Origin of the sequence: Bradyrhizobium sp. HKCCYLS3077, from assembly GCF_051167555.1 — a bacterium.
Classification (GTDB): Bacteria; Pseudomonadota; Alphaproteobacteria; order Rhizobiales; family Xanthobacteraceae; genus Bradyrhizobium.
Genome location: NZ_JBNPTH010000001.1, coordinates 175,514 through 193,064, shown reverse-complemented (window position 1 = coordinate 193,064; position 17,551 = coordinate 175,514). Strand labels below are relative to the sequence as shown.

General features: G+C 65.2%; 18 protein-coding genes. 10 read left to right on the top strand and 8 right to left on the bottom strand.

The genetic code is table 11. The features are described from left to right. The first annotated feature begins 31 nt into the window (after positions 1-31). From ACQR0Z_RS00915 to ACQR0Z_RS00895, 5 genes are all read left to right on the top strand, one after another. The gene (locus ACQR0Z_RS00915) at positions 32-1,111 is read left to right on the top strand and encodes a sn-glycerol-3-phosphate import ATP-binding protein UgpC (RefSeq protein ID WP_434876321.1); all 1,080 of its coding nucleotides are present in this window, start codon (positions 32-34) and stop codon (positions 1,109-1,111) included. Positions 1,112-1,245: 134 nt separating this feature from the next. Beyond that, positions 1,246-1,671 (top strand): Hsp20 family protein, encoded by a 426-nt coding sequence (locus ACQR0Z_RS00910; RefSeq protein ID WP_006613108.1) that lies wholly within the window; start codon positions 1,246-1,248, stop codon positions 1,669-1,671. 58 nt (positions 1,672-1,729) lie between these two features. Beyond that, the gene (locus ACQR0Z_RS00905) at positions 1,730-1,990 is read left to right on the top strand and encodes a DUF1150 family protein (protein WP_434858018.1); all 261 of its coding nucleotides are present in this window, start codon (positions 1,730-1,732) and stop codon (positions 1,988-1,990) included. Positions 1,991-2,127: 137 nt separating this feature from the next. Continuing rightward, a complete protein-coding gene (locus ACQR0Z_RS00900) occupies positions 2,128-2,661 on the top strand; it encodes a GNAT family N-acetyltransferase (protein WP_434876322.1) in 534 nt (177 codons plus the stop codon). Positions 2,662-2,825: 164 nt separating this feature from the next. Continuing rightward, complete coding sequence (locus tag ACQR0Z_RS00895) at positions 2,826-3,788, top strand: sulfotransferase domain-containing protein (protein ID WP_434917385.1); 963 nt, start codon at positions 2,826-2,828, stop codon at positions 3,786-3,788. Positions 3,789-3,790: 2 nt separating this feature from the next. Here the strand turns inward: ACQR0Z_RS00895 and ptsN are convergent, their stop codons facing one another. The 7 genes from ptsN to ACQR0Z_RS00860 form a co-directional block, all read right to left on the bottom strand. After that, positions 3,791-4,252, bottom strand: coding sequence for a PTS IIA-like nitrogen regulatory protein PtsN (gene ptsN / locus ACQR0Z_RS00890; protein ID WP_011923380.1), 462 nt, complete (start codon positions 4,250-4,252; stop codon positions 3,791-3,793). Positions 4,253-4,561: 309 nt separating this feature from the next. Then, positions 4,562-5,164 (bottom strand): ribosome hibernation-promoting factor, HPF/YfiA family, encoded by a 603-nt coding sequence (hpf, locus tag ACQR0Z_RS00885; RefSeq protein WP_434876324.1) that lies wholly within the window; start codon positions 5,162-5,164, stop codon positions 4,562-4,564. A gap of 72 nt (positions 5,165-5,236) precedes the next feature. Then, positions 5,237-6,874, bottom strand: coding sequence for an RNA polymerase factor sigma-54 (rpoN, locus tag ACQR0Z_RS00880; protein WP_434917384.1), 1,638 nt, complete (start codon positions 6,872-6,874; stop codon positions 5,237-5,239). Between the two features lie 224 nt (positions 6,875-7,098). Further along, a complete protein-coding gene (gene lptB / locus ACQR0Z_RS00875; RefSeq protein WP_434917383.1) occupies positions 7,099-8,133 on the bottom strand; it encodes an LPS export ABC transporter ATP-binding protein in 1,035 nt (344 codons plus the stop codon). Positions 8,134-8,522: 389 nt separating this feature from the next. Then, positions 8,523-9,215, bottom strand: a complete 693-nt coding sequence (locus ACQR0Z_RS00870) for an LptA/OstA family protein (RefSeq protein ID WP_434917382.1) — start codon at positions 9,213-9,215, stop codon at positions 8,523-8,525. Positions 9,216-9,219: 4 nt separating this feature from the next. Beyond that, positions 9,220-9,921 (bottom strand): LPS export ABC transporter periplasmic protein LptC, encoded by a 702-nt coding sequence (gene lptC, locus ACQR0Z_RS00865; protein ID WP_434858011.1) that lies wholly within the window; start codon positions 9,919-9,921, stop codon positions 9,220-9,222. Positions 9,922-10,072: 151 nt separating this feature from the next. Further along, the gene (locus ACQR0Z_RS00860) at positions 10,073-10,687 is read right to left on the bottom strand and encodes a ribonuclease D (RefSeq protein ID WP_434917381.1); all 615 of its coding nucleotides are present in this window, start codon (positions 10,685-10,687) and stop codon (positions 10,073-10,075) included. Between the two features lie 465 nt (positions 10,688-11,152). Between ACQR0Z_RS00860 and ACQR0Z_RS00855 the strand changes: the two genes are divergently transcribed. From ACQR0Z_RS00855 to ACQR0Z_RS00845, 3 genes are all read left to right on the top strand, one after another. Continuing rightward, positions 11,153-12,124, top strand: coding sequence for a TRAP transporter substrate-binding protein (locus tag ACQR0Z_RS00855; RefSeq protein WP_434917380.1), 972 nt, complete (start codon positions 11,153-11,155; stop codon positions 12,122-12,124). Between the two features lie 118 nt (positions 12,125-12,242). Then, on the top strand, positions 12,243-12,788 hold the full coding sequence (locus tag ACQR0Z_RS00850; RefSeq protein ID WP_009026326.1) for a TRAP transporter small permease: 546 nt from the start codon (positions 12,243-12,245) through the stop codon (positions 12,786-12,788). Then, positions 12,779-14,071 carry a TRAP transporter large permease gene (locus ACQR0Z_RS00845; RefSeq protein WP_434917379.1) on the top strand — a complete coding sequence of 431 codons (1,293 nt, stop codon included), beginning with the start codon at positions 12,779-12,781 and terminating at the stop codon, positions 14,069-14,071. The genes ACQR0Z_RS00850 and ACQR0Z_RS00845 overlap by 10 nt, the downstream gene beginning before the upstream one ends. Positions 14,072-14,506: 435 nt before the next feature. Here ACQR0Z_RS00845 and ACQR0Z_RS00840 read toward each other — a convergent pair whose 3' ends face one another. Continuing rightward, positions 14,507-14,881, bottom strand: coding sequence for a hypothetical protein (locus tag ACQR0Z_RS00840; RefSeq protein WP_434917378.1), 375 nt, complete (start codon positions 14,879-14,881; stop codon positions 14,507-14,509). A 204-nt stretch (positions 14,882-15,085) separates the two neighbouring features. Between ACQR0Z_RS00840 and ACQR0Z_RS00835 the strand changes: the two genes are divergently transcribed. Both ACQR0Z_RS00835 and ACQR0Z_RS00830 read left to right on the top strand, forming a co-directional pair. Next, positions 15,086-15,472, top strand: a complete 387-nt coding sequence (locus ACQR0Z_RS00835; protein ID WP_434917377.1) for a hypothetical protein — start codon at positions 15,086-15,088, stop codon at positions 15,470-15,472. A 29-nt stretch (positions 15,473-15,501) separates the two neighbouring features. Then, the gene (locus ACQR0Z_RS00830; RefSeq protein WP_434917376.1) at positions 15,502-16,596 is read left to right on the top strand and encodes an NAD(P)-dependent oxidoreductase; all 1,095 of its coding nucleotides are present in this window, start codon (positions 15,502-15,504) and stop codon (positions 16,594-16,596) included. Positions 16,597-17,551 lie beyond the last annotated feature (955 nt).

Here is a 17,551-nt window from a genome sequence, read left to right as displayed (position 1 = left end):
CCCCTATTCGCCATTCGCTTCCAGGTAACCCATGGCCAACGTCACGCTCCGCAACATCCGCAAGATCTATCCCGGCGGATTCGAGGCCATCAAAGGCGTCGACATCGAGGTCGGCGACGGCCAATTCTGCGTGCTCGTCGGTCCCTCCGGCTGCGGCAAGTCGACGCTGTTGCGCATGGTCGCCGGCCTGGAGACGATTTCTTCCGGCGAGATCGACATCGGCGGCCGCGTCGTCAACGCGATCGAGCCGGCCGAGCGCGACATCGCGATGGTGTTCCAGAACTACGCGCTCTACCCGCACATGACCGTCTACAACAACATGGCCTATGGCTTGCGCAATCGCCGCATGCCGGAGACCGAGATCAAGACGCGGGTCGAGGACGCCGCACGAATTCTCGAACTCGGCACCATGCTGCAGCGGAAGCCGCGCCAGCTCTCCGGCGGCCAGCGCCAGCGCGTCGCGATGGGCCGCGCGATCGTACGCCAGCCGAAAGTGTTCCTGTTCGACGAGCCGCTGTCGAATCTCGACGCCAAGCTGCGCATCGCGATGCGGGTCGAGATCCGCAAGCTGCAGCGCCGGCTCAACACCACGGCCATTTATGTCACCCACGACCAGCTCGAGGCGATGACGCTCGCCGACATCCTGGTGGTGATGAACGGCGGCAAGGTCGAGCAGATCGGAAATCCGCTCGACATCTATCAGAGGCCCGCGACGACCTTCGTCGCTTCCTTCATCGGCGCGCCGCCGATGAACCTGATGCCGCTGGATGGCCTTCGCCGCCAGTTGCACGGCGCCGACGCCGTCCCGGCCGAGGCCGGCCAGCTCGGCATCCGTCCCGAGGATTTCGAGCTCGGCGAGACCGTGCCCGCCGGTGGTGTCGGGCTCGACCTGCGCGTCGACGCGATCGAGCATGTCGGCGCCGAGACCTATGTCTACGGGTCGCGGCAGGACACGGACGGCGATGACCGGCTGACCGCGACCGCCAACGACGTCATCGTGCGGCTGCCCGGCGTCACGGCGCCGGAGATCGGCGCCAGGATCCGCGCCGTGGCGCCTAGGGCCAAGCTGCATCTGTTCTCGGCCGATGGGCGGCAGAGGCTGCCGGTTTAAGCCCTTCCACAGACAGGCCGATTCCCTGACATCCCGGCGCTTGAACGCGCCCGGGATCGTGCCCATATTGCTGCTCAAGGGATGCCATCAGGGTCCCGAAACGTCAAAGTCGCTTCGAGAGGACTTTGTAAACCATGTCTCGTGTTCCTTCGCTCTCCAGTCCGTTTCTGCTGGGCTTCGACGAGATCGAGCGCGTGCTCGACCGCGTCGTCAAAGGTGCCGACGGGTATCCGCCGTACAATATCGAGCGGTTCGAACGCACCAATGGCCAGCCCGAGCGCCTTCGGATCACGCTGGCGGTGGCGGGTTTCACCCGCGACCAACTCGATGTCACCATTGAGGAAAACCAGCTCGTCATCCGCGGCCGTCAGCAGGACGACAAGACCCGGCAATACATTCATCGCGGCATCGCCGCGCGCCACTTCCAGCGCACCTTCGTGCTGGCGGAGGGAATGCATGTGCTTGGTGCGGACCTGAAGAACGGGCTGTTGTCGGTCGATCTCGCCAGGCCCGAGCCTGAGCGTATCGTTAAGACAATCGCTATCAATGAACACGAATAATGGTTTGATGGAACGAGTAGCGGACTCGACCGCTTGAGTCTCAGAAGGAGTCGAGACCATGACTGGTAATGTTGCGTCTGAATCGAGCGTCTCCCCGGAGTCGCTGGCGACCTTGGGCGAGGGTCACATCGCCTATGTGAAGCAGATCCGCTCCGAAGACGTGCCGGGCCTGTTTCCGCAAGCACCGCGCATCGCGCCGGGCCTGAAGCTGTTCGCCTTGCATGCCGCCGACGGCACGCCGATCATGCTCACCGACAGCCGCGAAGCCGCGATTGCGAATGCATGGAGCCACGAGCTCCAGGCCGTGAGCGTGCACTAGGAAAAGCCGGCCGCGCGCGGTCGCAACGACGGCGTCTTGTGAGACCCATGCAGCTCATGCACTGATTCAAGGGCTGCCCTCTGCGAAGAGGGCGGCCTTTTTTCCGACCATGGAGAGCCTCTGCTGGACATCCCTCGATGACCCCAGTGATGACGCCGCTCACGTCAGCCGAATTGGCGGCACAGCCTGCGCTCGCGGCCACGCTGCTCGCGCTCAACAACACCCATGCTGCCGAGCTCTCATGGCTGACCCCGCAGGCGTTCGCCCGGCTGATCGATCAGGCCTGGCGTGCGCAGCGAATCGGGACGGCGGATGCGCTGCTGATCGCGCTGGACGAGACTGCCGACTACGACAGCCCCAACTATCGCTGGTTCCGGGCGCGCTACGACCGATTCGTCTATGTCGACCGGATCGTGGTGGCGCAGACGGCACGCGGCCAGGGGCTCGCACGGATGCTCTACGCGCAGTTGATTCGTGACGCTGGGTCCGCGGGGCATCGGCGTATCGTCTGCGAGGTCAATGTCGACCCGCCCAACCCGCAGTCTGATTCGTTTCACGCCGCGCTGGGTTTCGAGCCGGTGGCGACAGCCAGCATACATAGCGGCGCCAAGACGGTCCGCTACATGGTGAGATCAGTGGCGAGATCATTGGACCGGTCGGGGAACGACTGAGCGGCCCCTCAAAGCGGATTCGAGAAATTTGTCTCTATCGATGTCCCGAGCAGCCGCATTTACAAGCCGACACCATCTGAAGCGAGTTAGACCGAAGCTGTCCAATCCTTAAGTTGTCCCTCCCGCGGGAGGCGCTAGTCGATACGCGACGAGCAAGCCGGGGGATGACGATGGATGGATCAGCGCTCGACACGGGCGTTTATCGGGAACTCGCGCGCGGGACCGTACCCAATCAGCACGTTTTCCTGGACAGTCCTCAGCCAGGGCCGAGCCCATACTACGTGATCTGCAACAGCGTGCCCAAGGCGGGGACGTACCTGCTGGTCGAACTCGTCAAAGCGCTGGGCGGTCATGTCGACGTCGGCTACCACACCTACACGTCATCGATCAGCAAGCTGAATCCGGATGGCTCGCTTGATCAGGGACGCGCGCTTCCGGCGCCGCTCTGGACGTCGGCCCTCAGGCCCGGTTACTTCTGCGCCTCGCATACCGAGTACTGTCCGTATCTCGAGCAATATCTGCTGGGCCGGCCGGAACACAAGATGCTGTTCATCGTCCGCGATCCCCGCGATATCGTCGTGAGCTGGGTGGACTTCGTCTACCACTCGGCTGCCTACCCGAAGATGCGGAAGTTGAACGCCTACCGACGCATGGCCGGAGCGGCGGCCTATCCCGATGATGCCTCGCGAATCACATCGACCCTCCTCTCGTGGCCCGGATCGGGTATCAGGAATTTCATCAGCTGGCTGGACTCGCCCGCCTGCCTGACCGTGAGGTTCGAAGAGCTTTATGCGGAGCTCGCGGGCGGCGAGATGGCGACGTCGCCGTCTCCGGTCCTGCACCGGATTTGCGACTATCTGGGTCTTCCGCGCAAGAGGGCCGCGGAGCTCGATGTGCTCGGCCGTGGTCTCACGTCGTCAGGGCGCGATCGGAAGGTCGGCATCTACACGGAGCGCATGATGCCGCAGCATCTCGACCTGCTCCGCAGCGAGGACTTCCAGGAGCTTGTCGTCGAGTTCGGCTATGAGCCGACACCACCGCCCAAGCCCGTGCGAGCGATCGGCCTCGGTACCGCACGAAGGCTTGCTGGCCGGCTGTCGCGGTCGCTGCGGCGCGCCCTGAGATGACGTCAGGCCGCCGAGGCCGGCGGCAGGGCCAGCACCGAATAGATCGCCTGGGCATCGCGCGACGCCCGCAGCTTCTTGGCGACGTCCTGATCGCGCAGCAGGCGGGCGATCCGCGCCAGGGCCTTCAAATGATCGGCGCCGGCGCCCTCGGGGGCGAGCAGCAGGAAGACGAGATCGACCGGCTGGCCGTCCATGGCCTCGAAATCGATCGGCCGCTCCAGCCTGGCGAACAGGCCGAACAGCTTCTCCAGCTTCGGCAGCTTGCCGTGGGGAATCGCGACGCCGTAGCCGACGGCCGTGGTTCCGAGCTTCTCCCGCTGCAGCAGCACCTCGAACACGCTGCGCTCGTTCTGCCCGGTCAGCGCAGCCGCACGCGCCGCCAGTTCCTGGAGCGCCTGCTTCTTGCTGATGACCTTCAAAGCCGGCAGGATCGCCTCGGGTGCGACCAGATCGGTAATCGGCATAGGGCGTTCCGAGGTGATTGAACCGTCAGTGTGCGAAATAGGTCGGGACAGACCGGCGTCAAGAAGCTGAGGCGGCAGGCGGGCTTAACCCGTGTCCGATGCGGGGGCTTCTACCCCAACGCAACGGCGGTGCCAACTCCCGCAAGCATGTTCCCCCGGCCTATCCTTAAGATCGCCGAGCGTGGCGGTCTGAAGGCGCCAACGCCCGGCCGCCCGTTTCGCCGCCGTGGCGTGGCGTCGCAAGCCCCGGTCAAGCACCTGACCGGGAACCCGTTTTCGCTCCGCTGACGGGCCGGGTCACCCGTACGATTACGGCTTCACGGCGGGCGGATCGACCCAGCCGATATTCCCGTCGGCGCGACGGTAGATGATGTTCACCCGGCCGCTCGAACCGTGCTGAAACACCATGCAGGGCGCGCCGGAGAGGTCGAGCTCCAGGACGGCTTCCGACACCGACAGGCGCTTCAGCGCCGTGGTGTTCTCGGCGATGATGACGGGATTGTAGCCGGTGATCTCCTCGTCGCCCTCGGCGGGCGCCTCGATCACATAGCTCGGCGCATCCAGCACCTCGCCGTCGAGCCCGGCCAGCGCGGCGTTGGCCGCATGCGTCTTGCGCGCGGAGCGGTCCTTCAACCTGCTCTTGTAGCGGCGCAGCCGCTTTTCGATCATCAGCAGCGCCTGATCGGCGCTGGCATAGGCGTCCGCAGCGTTCGATTCGGCCTCGAGCGTGATTCCGGAATCGAGATGCAGGGCGCAATCGGTCTTGAACCCGAAGCCGTCCTTGGAGAGCGTGACGTGGCCGGAATAATTGCCGTCGAAGTATTTGCGTAAGACCTCGTCGGTGCGCTCGCTGACGCGGCCGCGCAGCGCTTCGCTGACGCTGATGCTTTTTCCGGAAATCCGCAGGGTCATGTGTCGCCTCGATTCATGTGAACCGATGACGACACTAAGCCTATTTGGTTAAGGCGCAATCGCGCGGCACGGTCAAACTGACGCGGTATCCCGGGTCCGGTCGGCAAGGGCCGGCGACGACATCGCATGCGCCAGCATGCTCTGCTTGTCCCGTCGGCGCTGAACCGAGGACGGGATCCGCATCGCCTCCCGGTATTTCGCGACCGTGCGGCGCGCGATGTCGATCCCGGCGGCGCGCAGCTTCTCGACGATGGTATCGTCGGAGAGAATTGCGGAGGGATCTTCCGCATCGATCAGCTGCTTGATGTGATGCCGCACCGCTTCCGCGGAATGCGCCTCGCCGCCATCGGCCGAGGCGATCGAGGCGGTGAAGAAGTATTTCAGCTCGAACGTGCCGCGATTGGTCGCCATGTATTTGTTGGCGGTGACGCGCGACACCGTCGATTCGTGCATCTGGATCGCGTCCGCGACGGCCTTGAGATTCAAGGGCCTGAGATGCGCGACGCCATGCGTGAAGAAACCATCCTGCTGGCGCACGATCTCGGTCGCCACTTTCAGGATCGTGCGCGCGCGCTGGTCGAGCGCGCGTACCAGCCACGTCGCGTTCTGCAGGCAATCGGTGAAGTAGGACTTGTCGCCATCCTTGCGGATCGTCTTCGACAGCTCGGAGTAATAGACCTGGTTCACCAGGACGCGCGGCAGCGTGTCGCTGTTGAGCTCGACCAGCCAGCCACCGTCCGGACCCGGACGCACATAGACGTCGGGAACCATAGTCTGCGTGCGCGTGGTGCCGAATTTGAGGCCGGGCTTCGGATCGAGCCGTCGGATCTCGCCGATCATGTCGACGAGGTCCTCGTCGTCGACGCCGCACAGCTTGCGCAGGGCGGCGAAGTCGCGCTTCGCAAGGAGATCGAGATGCTCGATCAGCGCCTGCATCGCCGGATCGTAGCGGTCGAGCTCGCGCAGCTGGATCGCGAGACATTCGCTCAAATTGCGCGCGCAGATGCCGGGCGGATCGAAAGTCTGCAGCACGCCCAAGACAGCATCGACATCGGCCTGCTCGGCGCCGAGCCGGTCGGCCGCCTGGCCGAGATCGGCCGGCAGATAGCCGGCCTCGTCGACGAGATCGATCAGATATTGGCCGATCATGCGATCGGCCGGCGAGACGAAGGCCACCGCGGCCTGCTCGGCGAGATGATCCGACAGCGTGGTCTCGGCGGCGACGAAGGCTTCGAGATTGTAGTCCTCGTCACCGGAGGCGCCGCCGCCCCATTCGGTGTAGGTCGTCGGCGCAGCATCCTGCGCATTGCGCGCCGCTGCTTCCGCAGGCTCTTCAGAAAAGACGTTTTCGAGGCCGGAATCGAGCGTCTGTTCGATCTCCGTACGCGTGCCGAGATCGCGGCTCATCCAGTCTTCGGGGGCGCTCTCATAGCTCTCGCCGGCAGAGCTGCCGCCGTCGCCGAAATCCTCGCCGCCGCCTTCCCCGCCCTCGGAGAATTCACTGCGCTCGGTCATCTGCGGCTCGCCGGCGACCGGCGCTTCCGGGCCGTCGCTCGCGCGCTCCAGCAGCGGATTGCGCTCCAGCTCCTCTTCAACGAATGTGGAGAGGTCGAGATTGGACAGCTGCAGCAGCTTGATCGCCTGCATCAGCTGCGGCGTCATCACCAGCGACTGTGACTGGCGGAATTCTAATCTCTGCGTCAACGCCATGGGAGCAAGAACATTCCCTTACTGGTCCAATTCTTGCTTATCCTAATCTGCGCGCGATGTACACGGCTTGACGAATAAGAAAAACGGAGTATGGCGCGCCTGACAAGACGACGTTACCGGCCCTCGGGAGCCGAACGGAAACAGCGTGAATTGCAGCATTTCCGCCGCCTGTCACACCCGCGACAATACCGACGACAAAGCCGACAAAGACCGCGTCCGGTATCCTACAGCCTGAACTCCTCGCCGAGATAGAGCCTTCGCACGTCGGGATCGGCGACGATCTCCTCGGGGCTGCCTTCGGTGAGAATCTGCCCGGCATAGACGATGTAGGCGCGGTCGGTGAGGCCCAGCGTCTCGCGGACGTTATGGTCGGTGATGAGCACGCCGATGCCGCGATTGGTGAGATGGCGCACCAGTTGCTGAATGTCGCCGACCGCGATCGGATCGATGCCGGCGAACGGCTCGTCGAGCAGCATGTAGTTCGGGCGCGTGGCGAGCGCGCGCGCGATCTCGACGCGGCGGCGCTCACCGCCGGACAGCGCGATCGACGGCGACTTGCGCAGCCGCGTGATGGTGAATTCCTCGAGCAGCGCATCGAGCTCGCGCTCGCGCTTCTTGCGCGAGGGCTCGACCACTTCGAGCACGGCGCGGATGTTCTGCTCGACCGTGAGGCCGCGGAAGATCGAGGCCTCCTGCGGCAGATAGCCGATTCCTAGTCGCGCGCGCTGATACATCGGCAGCCGCGTAACGTCGTGGCCGTCGAGCTCGATGGCGCCGCGATCGGCCTTGATCAGCCCGGTGATCATGTAGAACACGGTGGTCTTGCCGGCGCCGTTCGGCCCGAGCAATCCGACCGCCTCGCCGCGGCGGACATAGATCGACACGCCGCGCACGACCTGGCGGCTGCCAAAGCTCTTCTCGATCGAATGCACCGCCAGGAATCCGGGACGGCGCAACAGCTGCACACCGCCGCCCGCGCCGTTGCTGCGCGGCTTGGCAGGCACCGGCTGCGAGGCCGGCCGCTTGCGCTGGATCTGCTCGGTGTTCTGCGGCGAGCGCGGATTGATGCGCATCGCCGGCTGCTGCTCGCTACGAGCGGACTCATTGCGGACGGAGTCGGCGAGCGCGGCCAGGGGATCGTCGACCTGCGAGGGATTGAACGGATCGTCCATGGCCGTGATGTCGTCGCGCCGCCGCGCCGAGCCACGCTGGCCGCGCTTGGCGGGACGCCCACGAAACATGCCGAGTAGATCCACCATCCCCGCTTCGCTTACGCCCTTCGAAGCTGCCCGTCACCGGCCGCAGCGCTGGCTCGCCCGCTCACCGCGAGCGAACGCATGTCACCTCACCCGCGGATCACAGGAGCCGCGAGGCCGGCCAAAGCGCGAGCAACGCCCGCGCTCCGGAGTTCATCGTTTGACGGCGAAGTCGCGGTCGCGAGAGCAGGCGACCGATCGCAAGATCGCAATCGTGTCCGGCATCACCCGCCGCGGTCCAGGCAGCGGCGTCGAGATACGCCAACTGTACCGTCCTGCAACAGAATCCGCCGACCGCTAGATAGAGGCGCTTGCGGCAGGGTTCAACTGCAGCCGCGAGCGTTCCGGTAAATAATTGAGATCACTCAGTTTGTGATCACTCGGCTTTAGGATCACTTGGGTTTGCCCGGACCGAGCTGGAGCGGCGGGGCAGACCCGGCGCCCGAGGCTGTCGACGGACCGCATCCGCCGCCGGTGCCCGAGCCCGAGCCCGCATTCGGCAGCAGCACCTGCACGCCGCGGCCGCCGTCGGATTCGACCCGCGACACGCCAGTCGTCATGTCCACGGTCAGGCGGTCGCCGCGCATGACGTTCTTGCACTGGGTCATGACCACGCCGCCCTGCATCGTGATCATGTTGGTCTTGGTGTCGTAGACCGCGGTCTCGCCGGTGACCACCTGGTCCTTCTGGGTCACCTTGACGTCACCGCGCGCCTCCATGCGGCGGATCGCCGAACTGCCCTCCGGTCCGGGCGCTGCCGCCGGCGCAGCCTTGGCCGGCTTGGCGCCGCCCTGCTGGGCGCCGCCGTCATAGAACACCACCAGGGACTTCGACGTCATCGTGGTGTCGCCCTGCACGACCTTCACATTGCCGGAGAAGGTCGCCTCCTTCTTCTTGTCGCGCATCTCCAGCGACGCCGCCTCGATCTGGATCGGCTGGTCGCGGTTCTGCGAGAAGCCCTGGAGAGCATTCTGCTGGCCGGTGATCGAGCTCTGGGCCTGCGACGGAACGGGCAGCGCGAGCAGCGCCAGCACGGCGAAGCCGGCGGCGCGGATGAGGGCGGAGTTGAAACGGCACGGGGTCATTGGATCACTTCGTGTTGCGGGCCGCACGGCCGGCATCGGCGCTCGCGGTCGTAGCCGGGGCGGCATTCACGGTGTCGAGGTTCATCACGACATTGCCCTCGAAGCGGATGACATCGCCATTCTCGGTGATGCGCAGCTTGTCCGCCGACAGGGTGCCGTTGGTGAGCTTGACGTCGACGCGCTCGTCCGAGCTGACGGTGCCCTTGGCCATGTCGACCGAGGCGCGGCTGAGGCGCGCCTCATAGCCGGTCGAGGTCGTCAGCAGGATGTCCTTCTTCAATTCGAGCTGCTGCTGCTTGGTGTCGAACACGCCGGTATTGGCCTTGAGCGTCACCGTCGACTGATCCTCCATCAGCACCTTGGCGCGGAGGATGTTGAGCTCGACGTGATCGGGGTCGGTGAGGTCCTGCACCGCGCTGTGGGCGACGAGGTCATAGGGCCGCTGGTCCGGCGTAAAGCCGGTGAGATGCGGCGTCTCCATCGTGATCTTCCGCCCGGAGATGACGAGATTGCCGGTCAGGTTGCCGGTGTCGACCTTCATCTTGAACGGATTGAACAGTGCGATGCCGATCACCACAGCCATGGCCACGCCAACCGCCGCCGGCACGGCCACCCGCAGCAGGCGCACGAGCCGGCTGTGGCGCGCCGCCACCGCGAAACGCGCCTGCAGGGTGGGATCGTAGACGGGGTTGTGGACCGAGTTCACCAGGACTCCGACGGGCACGGGATGCGCGCGCAACGGCGCTCATCCTACCATGGGCATGCCGGCCATTGCAGCCTGGAACTGCCGCGAAATCACGACGCAGGACGCCTTGGATCATTAAGAGACATTAATGATCCTGAACGCCCTGCCGACCTCAGGAATGCGCGAAGATGTCCTCCGCCTCGAATCCGCCCAGATCGAGGGTGGCCCGGTGCGGCAGGAACGCGAAACAGGCCTGGGCCAGCGCCAGCCGCCCTTCCCGCGCCAGCATCACGTCGAGCTTCTCGCGCAGCGCATGCAGATGCAGCACATCGGAGGCGGCGTAGGCAAGCTGCGGCTCGCTCAGGGCATCGGCGCCCCAATCGCTCGACTGCTGCTGCTTCGACAGATCGACATTGAGCAGTTCGCGGACGAGATCCTTCAGCCCATGGCGATCGGTGTAGGTGCGCGCCAGTCGCGAGGCGATCTTGGTGCAATACACAGGCTGCGGCATCACGCCGAACGTATGAAACAGTGTCGCGACGTCGAAGCGCGCGAAGTGGAAGATCTTGGTGATGTCGGGATTGCCGAGCAGCGCCTTGAGGTTCGGCGCGTCGGTGTGCCCCTTGGGGATCTGCACCACGTCGGCCGAGCCGTCGCCGGGCGACAGCTGCACGACGCAGAGACGGTCGCGGTGCGGATTGAGCCCCATCGTCTCGGTGTCGATCGCGACCGAGGTCGTGTAGCGGGACAGATCGGGCAGGTCGCCACGGTGCAGGCGGACGGTCATGGATGTCAAAACCTCGGTCGAATCGTGTCGGACGCGACGGGCCGAAGCGACGCCGCAGGAAGCGCTCAGACGCCGGCTGTAGCCCGGCGCCGGTAACCAACCGGCAAACGCGGGCGCCGGACCGCGAAATCTGCCGAGGGAATGCCAGCCCGGCCGCCTCGGCGCAAGGGCCGGACCGGACGCGCACTGCCCGCATCAGACACCCGCCGGCCGCATCGCCGCGGTTGTAGGGCGCGACGACCACCTCCGGCGAGAACAGGCGCGTCCCCCGTTTGCATCGCAGCAAAATCGTCGTTCGTCGATCGATGCAAGTCCTGCATTGATCGATGCCGCCTTTGGCTTGGACAGACAATGCCGGTCCCCCTAGGCACGACGATGGCGCTTGACTTCGCATCTGGAGTGGAGCGACCCAAGGCGGCCTGCAGTATCTGCCCACCAACGACACAATCACAGGAGGAAACCGAGATGAAGACACTGACCGGGATCATTGCGGCCGCCGTGCTGGCGGTGACGTCCCCCCTGGCGATCGCCCGCGACTTCCGCTCCGCCGACGTCCACCCCGCCGACTATCCGACCGTCGAAGCCGTCAAGTTCATGGGCAAGCAGCTCGCGGCCGTCAGCGGCGGCAAGCTCGGCGTCAAGGTGTTCCCGAACGGCGCGCTCGGCTCCGAGAAGGACACGATCGAGCAGCTCAAGATCGGCGCGCTCGACATGATGCGCATCAACTCCTCGCCGCTCAACAATTTCGTGCCCGAGACGGTGGCGCTGTGCCTGCCCTTCGTGTTCCGCGACACCCAGCACATGCGCAACGTGCTCGATGGCCCGATCGGCGACGAGATCCTCGCCGCCATGGAGCCGGCCGGCCTGATCGGCCTGGCTTATTACGACAGCGGCGCGCGCTCGATCTACACGGTCAAGGCGCCGGTCAAGTCGCTCGCCGACCTCAAGGGCCTCAAGATCCGCGTCCAGCAGTCCGATCTCTGGGTCGGCATGATCCAGAGCCTCGGCGCCAACCCGACCCCGATGCCCTATGGCGAGGTCTACACCGCGCTCAAGACCGGCCTGGTCGACGCCGCCGAGAACAACTGGCCGTCCTACGAATCCTCGCGCCATTTCGAGGCCGCCAAGTACTACAACATCACCGAGCACTCGCTCGCGCCGGAAGTCCTCGTGATGTCGAAGAAGGTCTGGGACACGCTCAGCAAGGAAGACCAGGCGATGGTCCGCAAGGCCGCCAAGGAGTCCGTGCCGGTCATGCGCAAGCTGTGGGACGAGCGCGAGCAGGCTTCCCGCAAGATCGTCGAAGCCGCCGGCGTCCAGGTCGTGACGGTCGCCAACAAGCAGGAATTCGTCGACGCGATGAAGCCGGTCTACCAGAAGTTCGCCGGCGACGAGAAGCTCTCGAGCCTCGTCAAGCGCATCCAGGACACGAAGTAAGCGACTTCGACGTCTCGACGTCAAAGTCGCGACGTCAACGACATCGGCCAAGAACAACAAACAGAGATCCGGCGTCGCCATCAGGCGGCGCCGGAGCAAAGCCAGGGGAGGGACGGGAATGACGGACCCACATGTCGGAGACCACGAGCACGGGGAAGGACGGCCGTCACGCGGTCCGCTGTCGCGGATCAACGCGGTCATCGCGCGGCTCGGCATGTATCTGTCCGTCGCCGGCCTGCTCGTCATCGTCACCATCGTCTTCTACCAGGTGTTCGGCCGCTACGTGCTCAACTCCAGCCCGACCTGGACCGAGAATCTGGCGCTGGTCCTGATCCTCTATGTCACCCTGATCGGCGCAGCCGTCGGCGTGCGCGACGCCGGACACATCGGGATGGACAGCCTTCTCGTGATGCTGCCGGACTCGACGCGCGAGAAGATCGAGCTCGTGATCCACGTGCTGGTCGCACTGTTCGGCATCGCCATGGCCTATAACGGCTGGATCCTCGGCGCCTCCGTCGGCACCGTGAAGATCGCCAATCTCGGCCTGCCCGAGCTCGTCCGCTACATCCCGCTGGTCGTGTCCGGACTGCTGATCGTCTCCTTCTCCATCGAGCACATCATCGCCCTGCTGCGCGGTGAAGAGGTCGTCCCGTCATGGAACTGATCATTCTCGGCGCCACCTTCTTCGGCTTCCTGGTCCTCGGCGTCCCCGTGGCGTTTGCGATCGGCCTCTCCGCCATCTGCACCATTCTCTACGAAGGCCTGCCGGTCGCCGTCATCTTCCAGCAGATGATGTCGGGGATGAACATCTTCTCGTTCCTCGCCATCCCGTTCTTCGTGTTCAGCGGCGAGCTGATGCTGCATGGCGGCGTCGCCGACAAGATCGTGCAGCTCGCCAAGAACCTCGTCGGGCACATCCGCGGCGGGCTCGGCATGTCCAACGTCGTCGCCTGCACCTTGTTCGGCGGCGTCTCCGGCTCGCCGGTCGCCGACGTCTCGGCGATGGGCGCGGTGATGATCCCGATGATGAAGAAGGAAGGGTTCGACACCGACTACGCCGTCAACGTCACCACCCACGCCTCTCTCGTCGGCGCGCTGATGCCGACCAGCCACAACATGATCATCTACGCGCTCGCCGCCGGCGGCAAGGTGTCGATCGGCGCGCTGATCGCCGCCGGACTTCTCCCCGCTTTGGTGCTGATGGTCTGCATGCTGGTCGCGGCCTACGCGGTCGCCGTGAAGCGCGGCTATCCCGCTGGCAAGTTTCCCGGCTGGTCGGAAGTGTTCCGCTCGTTCGCCGCGGCGCTGCCCGGCCTGCTGATCGTCGGCATCATCCTCGCGGGCATCCTGTCCGGCGTCTTCACCGCCACGGAGTCCGCCGCCGTTGCGGTCACCTACACGATCCTGCTGACGTTCTTCATCTACCGCACCATGACCTTGCAGAATTTCCTGCGGGCCGCGGCGAAGGCGGTCAAGACCACCGGCGTGGTGCTGCTGCTGATCGGCGTCTCCACGATGTTCCAGTATTTGATGGGACTCTACGAGGTCGCCGATTTCGCCGGCGACCTGATGAACAAGGTGTCGTCACAGCCCTGGATGATCTTCCTCTTGATCAACATCATCCTGTTCCTGCTCGGCACCTTCATGGACATGGCGGCGACCATCCTGATCTGCACCCCCATCTTCCTGCCGATCGCGATGAAGGCCGGCATGGACCCCGTGCAGTTCGGCATGCTGATGCTGATCAACTGCGCGCTCGGCCTCAACACCCCGCCGGTCGGCACCACCCAGTTCGTCGGCTGCGCCATCGGCGGCATCTCGGTCGGCGCCGTCATGCGCACCATCCTGCCGTTCTACGCCGCGCTGATCGCCGCCCTGATGTTCGTGACCTACGTCCCGGCGTTCTCGCTGTGGCTGCCGCGGCTGCTGATGGGGTACAAGGGATAGCGTTCTCAAGCTTCGCCGGCGTCAGCCGGCGAAGCGCGCATGCGATGGTTTGCTGACAGCGACATCCTCACTCTCACCCTCCCCCGGAGAGCAGGGCTATCGCATATGGATATTCTAGACCGTCGCAGCAAACGATCCTGCACGTGAGTTACTCCGTCATGCCCGGGCTTGTCCCGGGCATCCACGTCGTTCTCAGCATGCCGGACGACGTGGATGGCCGGGACAAGCCCGGCCATGACGACGTGGAGAGAGACGAGCGCATAACCTCGATCGTCATATGCGCTGGCCCTGCCCTCCAGGGGAGGGTCGCACAACATGCTCTGGGCCGGGACGACCGGCTGAGTGACGAAGTCGCCGCCGCCTCTCACTTCACGCAGGAGCGCGCGACGATGCCGATCTTGCGGCGGTCGCCGGCGAGGTCGAACTGCAGCCCCATCAGCAGCTCGGATCGACCTTGCCGAGCCCGTCATAGGAAAGCTCGATGCGCTTGGCCGCCTGCAGATCCGCCATGGTGGCGCCGACGATCTGGACGGAGGTCTGGGGCCCCTGCGGCGTGGCCTCCAGCGCCGCCAGCTTGAGCGGAAAACGGCGCTTGCCGGCGTCGCTGATCAGCTCGACCGCGCGCTCCGCCATGATGCCGCGCATCGTCGTCTCGAAATTGCTGTCGTATTTCGAGTTCGGGATCATCGCCAGATAGACATGCGCAGCGTCGCCCTTGCAATACAGGCGATGGCGGAAGCTCGCGACGGTCGTCCGGCTCACGATCTCGACATAGGCGCCGCCGGCGCCGAACGGATGTGTCCGTGACAACGAACGAGACAATGAGATCGGCTGGCGAACGGCGATCCAGAGCCCGAGCGGGAGAATGCTACCTTCGGCAATCTGAGATCGAAGGGCTCGGCATCGCGGCCGCTCACCCGACAGCGACGCCCGCGTCGAACCTGCACCGTGCTCCCGACACGAATTCGAGTGACGATCGCGGTTCACTGTAACCGCGCGCTTGGAGCGAGGGCCATGAAGCAGCTGATCAGCCAGGTCGAGCACGAGCTGATGCAGGACGACCTGCTCATCCGTGTCGCCTCCGGCCTGTGCGGCGGCATGGTGACGCTGGTCGGCGTACTGCTGCTGGTGGGCTTCGCGGCCCGCGGCGTCGAGCGGTTTCCCGGCGGATGGCCGCTGGCGATGACGGTCGTCATCCTGGCCTTCGTCTTTGGCGTCCCGCTGCTGCTGCGCAGCGTGACCTCGCGCCGCACCGCCCTCGGACGCGTCCTCGTCCGTCACGCCACGCTGGGCGCGCTGCGCCGGCCGGATGATGTCACGCTGTGGATCATGCTGCCGGCGTTCGCGCTGACGGTGATGCTGCGCCGGCTGGGCGTCAGCGGCGAGGCGGAGACCGAGTAGTCGGCCGTTGCCCTGATCGCGGCAGATTCATGGGTTTGCGATCCGCGTCGGCCGGGTCACGGTCCGGCGCGCGGCGCCCTGCTCTCGATCCACATCCGCATCGCCGACATCACCAGCAGGTCGTTTGCTCGATCGACACCAGCGAATATTCAGACGACTATTCCGAGCGTGCCTCCGCCAACCGGCAGCGCTGGCGCGCCATCGTCGAGATGGCAGGGCCCAATGAAGAGGAACTTGCAATGGGCGCAATCGGATTCATCGGTTTGGGCGTTATGGGCGAGCCGATGTGCCGCAATCTCGCTCTCAAGTCCGGCGCCACGGTGCTCGGCTTCGATCGCGCGGATGCGCCGCTGCAGCGATTAGCCCACGTCGGCGTCGTCAGGACCACGTCGCTCGCGGAGCTGGCGCGCGAGGCCGAATTGATCTTCATGGCGTTGCCGAGCGGCAAGCACGTCCAGGCCGTATGCGACGGCGACGACGGCCTGCTCCGTCACGCCGAGGCGCGTCACACCATCGTGGACCTCGGCACCTCGCCGGTGCAGGCCACCCGCGAGCTGGCGGCGCGTTTCGCCGCCAAGGGCGCCGCCTACGCCGATGCGCCGATCGCCCGCACCCGGCAGGCGGCCGAGGACGGCACCTTGAGCGTGATGGTGGGGGCCGACGCGGCCACGTTCGAGAGGTTGCGGCCGCTGATTGCGATGTTCGCCACCGACATCACCCATTGCGGCGGCGTCGGCGCCGGCCAGGTGGTGAAGATCCTCAACAACATGGTGCTGATGCAGACCGTCGTGGCGCTCGGCGAAGCGCTGGAGACCGCCAAGCGCGCCGGCCTCGATCCCACGCTGCTGTTCGAGACGCTGGCCAAAGGCTCGGCCGACAGCTTCGCGCTACGCAACCACGGCATGAAGGCGATGCTGCCCGACACATTTCCCGAGCGCGCGTTCTCGACCGAATATGCGCGCAAGGACATCGGCTATGCCCTCGATCTCGCCCGGTCCGTGCAGATCGACCTGCCCGGCGCGGAGCTTGCGGACCGACGGCTCGGAGAGGCGATCGAGGCGGGGTATGGCGATCTGTACTGGCCGGTGCTGGCGCGCGTGATCGCGGCGTCACGCACGACGTGACCTGTCCATCGGACTCTCCCGGCTGCCTTGGATTGGCGACTACGCCTGTGACGGCAACGGTAACGGCATCTTCTGTTATCGATGCGCCGCTGGCGCATTCGGTGCAAACGGTGAGAGCCCATCCCGACCCCATCCGCGATGTACATACTCACGCCATCTAATAGATCCGGTCCTCAGCAGCCTGCCCAAGGCATTGATGCTCGCCACGGTCATTGCGAGGAGCGAAGCGACGAAGCAATCCAGGGGCACACCCGGAGTCCTGGATTGCTTCGCTGCGCTCGCAATGACGGCGGAGCTATTAGCATGCCTCTCTTGCACAAACTGCCCGTCGTGCCAGTCTGTCGCAGCATTAGGCCTTGTGTCGTCGGGCAAATCAGCTGCACATTTCCGCGCGTCCCTGCTGCCGCATGAGGGGCGTGTCGCGACCGTCACGAGACGTTGGCAGTGGGATGCGATGGGCGTGTGTCGTTGCAGCGTGAGCTAATCGCGCGGACGAACAAGGATGCACGCACGGTCAAGTCGCGCGGTCCTGATATCCCGATGCTGATATCAACTTATGCCGAGGCTTCGTCTCGCATGGGGATGGTGGCCAACAAGCCCGGCGCACCAGGGAGAACGCGAAGCAGCCGTTAAAACCGTTGCGCAGGGAGGGCCGGATGATCCGGCGCGTACCTGTGGTTCCTGCCGCCAGCAGTTTTTCTCGCTGGCGGGCCATGGGTGCAGTCGGCACCCGGCTCTCCCTGCGCCCTCGGTGTTTTGGGGGCGAGACCATCGACCGAACTCGGGCGCGAGATGCGTCGCGAGGCTGAGGATGTTTGTCCGAGATTCTCCAAGCACAGGGCGCCGTTCGCGATGATGAGAATGATCCGCATGCAAGACGCCGATCGGGATCGCAGACGCGGGGCGCATGGTCGTTGCGCGATTGAGCCAGGCTCTCGCCGCGACGACAGTGCGC

Bases quoted from the DNA above. Each gene is read 5' to 3' on its own strand.
- lptB (WP_434917383.1), bottom strand. From the start codon at position 8,133: ATGGTGGATCTACTCGGCATGTTTCGTGGGCGTCCCGCCAAGCGCGGC.
- ACQR0Z_RS00895 (WP_434917385.1), top strand. From the start codon at position 2,826: ATGACGATGGATGGATCAGCGCTCGACACGGGCGTTTATCGGGAACTC.
- ACQR0Z_RS00835 (WP_434917377.1), top strand. From the start codon at position 15,086: ATGAAGCAGCTGATCAGCCAGGTCGAGCACGAGCTGATGCAGGACGAC.
- ACQR0Z_RS00855 (WP_434917380.1), top strand. From the start codon at position 11,153: ATGAAGACACTGACCGGGATCATTGCGGCCGCCGTGCTGGCGGTGACG.
- ACQR0Z_RS00845 (WP_434917379.1), top strand. From the start codon at position 12,779: ATGGAACTGATCATTCTCGGCGCCACCTTCTTCGGCTTCCTGGTCCTC.
- ACQR0Z_RS00915 (WP_434876321.1), top strand. From the start codon at position 32: ATGGCCAACGTCACGCTCCGCAACATCCGCAAGATCTATCCCGGCGGA.
- hpf (WP_434876324.1), bottom strand. From the start codon at position 5,164: ATGACCCTGCGGATTTCCGGAAAAAGCATCAGCGTCAGCGAAGCGCTG.
- ACQR0Z_RS00860 (WP_434917381.1), bottom strand. From the start codon at position 10,687: ATGACCGTCCGCCTGCACCGTGGCGACCTGCCCGATCTGTCCCGCTAC.
- ACQR0Z_RS00830 (WP_434917376.1), top strand. From the start codon at position 15,502: ATGGGTTTGCGATCCGCGTCGGCCGGGTCACGGTCCGGCGCGCGGCGC.
- ACQR0Z_RS00905 (WP_434858018.1), top strand. From the start codon at position 1,730: ATGACTGGTAATGTTGCGTCTGAATCGAGCGTCTCCCCGGAGTCGCTG.
- ACQR0Z_RS00870 (WP_434917382.1), bottom strand. From the start codon at position 9,215: ATGACCCCGTGCCGTTTCAACTCCGCCCTCATCCGCGCCGCCGGCTTC.
- ACQR0Z_RS00850 (WP_009026326.1), top strand. From the start codon at position 12,243: ATGACGGACCCACATGTCGGAGACCACGAGCACGGGGAAGGACGGCCG.
- rpoN (WP_434917384.1), bottom strand. From the start codon at position 6,874: ATGGCGTTGACGCAGAGATTAGAATTCCGCCAGTCACAGTCGCTGGTG.
- ACQR0Z_RS00900 (WP_434876322.1), top strand. From the start codon at position 2,128: ATGACCCCAGTGATGACGCCGCTCACGTCAGCCGAATTGGCGGCACAG.
- ptsN (WP_011923380.1), bottom strand. From the start codon at position 4,252: ATGCCGATTACCGATCTGGTCGCACCCGAGGCGATCCTGCCGGCTTTG.
- ACQR0Z_RS00910 (WP_006613108.1), top strand. From the start codon at position 1,246: ATGTCTCGTGTTCCTTCGCTCTCCAGTCCGTTTCTGCTGGGCTTCGAC.